This window comes from Roseixanthobacter psychrophilus, from assembly GCF_043195195.1.
In the GTDB taxonomy this organism is placed as follows: domain Bacteria; phylum Pseudomonadota; class Alphaproteobacteria; order Rhizobiales; family Xanthobacteraceae; genus NCEH01.
The window spans coordinates 1-4,726 of the sequence record NZ_JBAFWT010000092.1 but is presented as its reverse complement, the minus strand read 5'-3'; the positions used below and the strand labels follow the sequence as shown (position 1 = coordinate 4,726).

4 protein-coding genes are annotated in these 4,726 nt (G+C 65.9%); all 4 read left to right on the top strand.

Going from position 1 to position 4,726, the window contains the following annotated elements:
• The first annotated feature begins 315 nt into the window (after positions 1–315).
• The 4 genes from pstS (at position 316) to arsJ (ending at position 4,671) form a co-directional block, all read left to right on the top strand.
• Entirely contained in the window at positions 316–1,344 is a 1,029-nt protein-coding gene (pstS, locus tag V5F77_RS28210; RefSeq protein ID WP_429008384.1) for a phosphate ABC transporter substrate-binding protein PstS, read from the top strand.
• 52 nt (positions 1,345–1,396) lie between these two features.
• Positions 1,397–2,284, top strand: coding sequence for an arsenate reductase/protein-tyrosine-phosphatase family protein (locus V5F77_RS28205; protein ID WP_429008383.1), 888 nt, complete (start codon positions 1,397–1,399; stop codon positions 2,282–2,284).
• A 72-nt stretch (positions 2,285–2,356) separates the two neighbouring features.
• A complete protein-coding gene (locus V5F77_RS28200; protein ID WP_429008382.1) occupies positions 2,357–3,397 on the top strand; it encodes an ArsJ-associated glyceraldehyde-3-phosphate dehydrogenase in 1,041 nt (346 codons plus the stop codon).
• Positions 3,397–4,671, top strand: coding sequence for an organoarsenical effux MFS transporter ArsJ (gene arsJ, locus V5F77_RS28195; protein ID WP_429008381.1), 1,275 nt, complete (start codon positions 3,397–3,399; stop codon positions 4,669–4,671). Before V5F77_RS28200 ends, arsJ begins: the two co-directional genes overlap by 1 nt.
• Positions 4,672–4,726: the final 55 nt, after the last annotated feature.

Here is a 4,726-nt window from a genome sequence, read left to right as displayed (position 1 = left end):
GACTATGTGACTTGATCAGGCACCAAAGGACGGTGGCTGCTTTCCAGAGTGCCTCACAAAGCGCGTCTTGTTCGTTGCGGTGGCCGAGCGAATGCGCCGTTCAACCTCGCCGGGAAATCAGGTCTACATAACATCATTTCTTTTGATATCGACATATTGACGACTCTGCTGTCGATGCGGAAGGCGCGGCCCGCGTGGCGTCACAAGAGTGACACGAAGGCCATATAGCGATCTGTCCATTCCTATCGATATAATGACTCGTTTGGAGCTATCTGTTTCCAGCGACATGTCGCCAGGACCCAAGGGAGGCCAGCCGTGAATCGCATTCTTGCCTGGACAGCCGCGGCCGCGTTCGCGGCCTTATCGACGTTCATGCCTGCGGCGCACGCCGCGGAGGTGCGGGGCGCCGGCTCCACCTTTGCCTATCCCATCATCTGGAAGTGGGCGCAGGCGTTCCGCGAGCGCACCGGCCACCTCGTCGGATACCAGTCGGTGGGCTCATCCGCCGGCGTCAACCGCATCAGGGACGGCGTGGTGGATTTCGGCGCGTCCGACAAGCCGCTGAAGCCGGAGGAATTGGAGAAGTATGGTCTCGGCCAGTTCCCCGTCGTGTTCGGCGGCGTCGTGCCGGTGTTCAACGTGGACGGCGTGGGGCCCGGCCAGCTCCGCTTCACCGGTACACTGCTTGCCGATATCTATCTCGGCAAGGTCGCCATGTGGTCCGACCCCGCCATCAAGGCGCTCAATCCCGACCTCAAGCTGCCCGATACGAAGATCGCGGTGGTGCACCGCTCCGACGGATCGGGGACCACCTTCAACTGGGTCTCCTACCTCGCCAAGGCGAGCCCGGAATGGAAGCAGCAGGTGGGCGAGGGCAGTGCGGTGGCCTGGCCGGTGGGAACCGGCGCGCGCGGCAACGAGGGGGTGTCCACCGAGGTCAAGCGGGTCAAGAACGCCATCGGCTATGTCGAATACACCTATGTAGTGCAGGCAAAGCTGGCCTACGGCCTCGTGCAGAACCGTGCGGGTAAATTCATCGCGCCGAGCGCGGCATCGTTCCAGGCCGCAGCATCGAGCTTCGATTGGTCCGGTGCAAAGGACTTCTTCGTCGTCATCAACGATTCGGCCGCTGAGGATGCCTACCCCATCGCGGCGACCACCTTCGCGCTGATGTACCGCGAGCCCAAGATCCCCGCGAACAGCCAGGCCGCCTTCGAATTCTGGCGCTTTGCCCTCGGCGAGGGCGAGAAATTTGCCTCCGAGCTCGGTTATGTTCCCTTACCGCCGGTTCTGGTCGAGCAGGTGAAGGACTATTGGGCAAAGACCTTCAAGGGCGGCGCCTGAGATCACTGTACAACGCCGATAAAGTGCAAGACAGGTTGGATGGTGGAGCAAGATGAATGAAACGACGCTCAACGGGGAAGACGCGACCAGGATCTTCGATGCGCTGTCGCAAGGCACGCGTTTCGAGACTTATCGCCTCCTGCTGCGCTATGTCCCTTACGGATTGCCGGCTGGCGACATCGCCCGCCTTCTCGCTGTTCCGCACAACACTATGTCCACCCATCTCGCATTGCTCGAGCGCGCCAACCTCGTGACGGCGCGCCGCGAGGGGCGTTCCATCATCTATGCGGCGAGCCTCGCGCCCGCCGCGCCCATTCTCGGCCGCCTCATGAGCGAGATGGGCTTCACCCTCACCGCGCGGCGCGGCGCCTTGCAGTCCGCCTTTCCGCAGCTTCGCCCCGCTGCCGCGAACGATCGCGTCTACAACGTGCTGCTCGTGTGCTCGGCCAATTCGGCCCGTTCGCTGATCGCCGAGGCCCTGCTTAACCGCGAGGGGCGCGGCCGCTTCCGGGCCTATTCGGCCGGCAGCCGGCCGAAGCGAAAGCCGCATGCCATGGCACTCGAACTGCTTGCCTCGCTCGGCTACGAGACCACGCACCTCGCCTCCAAGAGCTGGGACGGGTTCGCCGGCCCGGACACGCCACAGATGGATTTCGTCATCACCACCTGCGACGCGGCGGCCGGCGAGATCTGCCCGGCCTTCCCCGGCCATCCGCTCCATGCCCATTGGGGCCTGCCCGATCCGATCCTGGTGAAGGGAACCGAGGCGGAGCAGAAGGCGGCTTTCCTCGCCACCTATCGCCGGCTGGCCGGCCGCGTCTCCGCCTTCGTCAACCTGCCGTTCGAGCAGCTCGACCTTGCGTCGCTGAAGGCGCGTCTCGGCGAGATCGGACGGATGGAGGGCGCGACCGCCCTCACGCTCTCGGGACAGGCCGCGTGACGGTGCTCCCGACGCAGCGCGGCACCGCCGCGCCTGCTCTATGTCACGGATACTTCAAGGAATGACGCTGCCATGAGAGTTGGGATCAACGGCCTCGGCCGCATCGGACGGCTGTCGCTGCGCGCGGCCATGGGGGCGGCACAGCGCCCGGACAACGACCCGCGCGGCAACAACCGGCTCGACATCGTCCATCTCAACGAGATCAAGGGCGGCGCCGAGGCCATTGCGCATCTGCTGGAGTTCGACAGCGTTCAAGGCCGCTGGCGCGCGCCCATCTCCCATGACGAGGGGAGCGTGCGCATTGGCGAGAAGGCCATGTCCTTCTCCTCCCACGCCATGCCGGAAGACATCCCCTGGGGCGATCTCGGCGTGGACGTGGTGCTGGAATCCACCGGCAAGTTCCTCACCCCCGCCGTGCTCGAAGGCCACCTGAAGCGGGGCGCCAAGCGCGTCATCGTCGCCGCTCCGGTGAAGGACCCCTCCGTGCTCAACGTGGTGGTGGGGGTGAACGAGAGCCTCTACGACCGGGAGAAGCACCCCATCGTCACCGCCGCCTCCTGCACCACCAATTGCCTCGCCCCGGTGGTGAAGGTGGTGCACGAGGCCATCGGCATCCGCCACGGCCAGATCACCACCATCCACGACCCCACCAACACCAACGTGGTGGTGGATGCGCCCCACAAGGACCTGCGCCGCGCCCGCTCCGCCATGCTCTCGCTGCAGCCCACCACCACCGGCAGCGCCACCGCCATCGCCCTCATCTATCCCGAGCTGAAGGGCAAGCTGAACGGCCATGCCGTGCGCGCCCCCGTGCTCAACGCCTCGCTCACCGACTGCGTGTTCGAGCTGAACCGCGAGACCACGGCAGAGGAGGTGAATGCCCTGTTCGCCGAGGCCGCCGCCGGAGCGCTCAACGGCATTCTCGGCTTCGAGCGGCGTCCCCTGGTGTCGGCGGACTATGCCCGCGACACGAGGTCCGCCATCGTGGACGGGCCGTCCACCCTCGTCACCGACGGCACCCTGCTCAAGGTCTATGCCTGGTACGACAACGAGATGGGCTATGCCTGCCGCATGGTGGACCTCGCCTGCCATCTCGAACAGGCGGGCCTGTGATGGCGGCCTCCTCCTCGGCCGGCCTGCGCAACTATGCCATCGTCACGGCGGCCTATTGGGGCTTCACGCTGACCGACGGCGCCCTGCGCATGCTGGTGCTGTTCACCTTCTTCAAGCTCGGCTACTCGCCCTTCACCCTCGCCTTCCTGTTCCTGCTCTATGAGGCAGCGGGCATCGGGGCGAACTTCATCGGCGGCTGGCTCGCCGCCCGCTTCGGCATCACCCGGATGCTCACGGTGGGGCTCACCACCCAGATCGCCGGCTTCCTGCTGCTCTCGGCCATGTCCCCCTCGTGGGAAACCGCTTTCCTCGTGGCCTGGGTGGTGGCGGTGCAGGGCGTGTGCGGGGTGGCCAAGGACCTCACCAAGACCGCCTCCAAGTCCGCCATCAAGGTCACGGAGGCGGAAGCAAAGGGCAATGCCGAGGGGCGCCTGTTCCGCTGGGTGGCGTGGTTCACCGGCTCCAAGAACGCCATGAAGGGCTTCGGCTTCTTCCTCGGCGGCGTGCTTCTGGAGGCGTTCGGCTTCCGCCTCTCGCTGTGGCTCATGGCGGGCGTGCTGGCGATCGTGCTGCTCGGCGTCCTGCTCTCCCTGCCGCCCATGATGGGCAAGGCCAAGGCCAGTTCCTCGGCCAAGGAATTGTTCGGCAAGAGCCGGGGGGTGAATCTGCTCGCCGCCACCCGCGTCGCCTTGTTCGGCGCGCGGGACGTGTGGTTCGTGGTGGGCGTGCCGGTGTTCCTCTATGGCCTCGGCTGGACCTTCCCCATGGTGGGCGGCTTCCTGGCGCTCTGGACCATCGGCTACGGCATCGTGCAGGCGGCGGCGCCTGCGGTGGTGAGCCGCAGCCCGGACGGATTGTCGAAGGAGGTTCCGGCGGCGCGCTGGTGGGCGCTTGGGCTCGCGCTCGTTCCCGTCGCCATCATCGCGCTCCTTGCCATGACGCCCCTGCGGCCGGACCTCATCGTCGTCATCGGACTCGGCATTTTCGGCGCCGCCTTCGCGGTGAATTCCTCGCTGCACTCCTATCTGATCCTCGCCTATGCGGGGTCGGAGAAGGCGGCGGAGGACGTGGGCTTCTATTATGCGGCCAACGCGGCGGGGCGATTTGCCGGGACCCTTCTGTCCGGCCTGCTCTATCAGGTCGGCGGCATCACCGCCTGCCTTACCGGCTCCGCCGTCATGCTCGGCATCTGCTGGCTCACCACCTTACTGCTGCCGACCCATGCCCGAGCCATCGGGCAGGCCGCTCCGGGCAGCGCCCCGGTGGGCAGCTGAAGCGGTGGCATCGTAGTCCGCGCGTCACACAACAGTTGTCACTTGGCACTTAATT

What these genes read in the sequence shown, in the direction of transcription:
- V5F77_RS28205 (WP_429008383.1), top strand. Translation starts at nt 1,397, where the DNA reads ATGAATGAAACGACGCTCAACGGGGAAGACGCGACCAGGATCTTCGAT.
- V5F77_RS28200 (WP_429008382.1), top strand. Translation starts at nt 2,357, where the DNA reads ATGAGAGTTGGGATCAACGGCCTCGGCCGCATCGGACGGCTGTCGCTG.
- arsJ (WP_429008381.1), top strand. Translation starts at nt 3,397, where the DNA reads ATGGCGGCCTCCTCCTCGGCCGGCCTGCGCAACTATGCCATCGTCACG.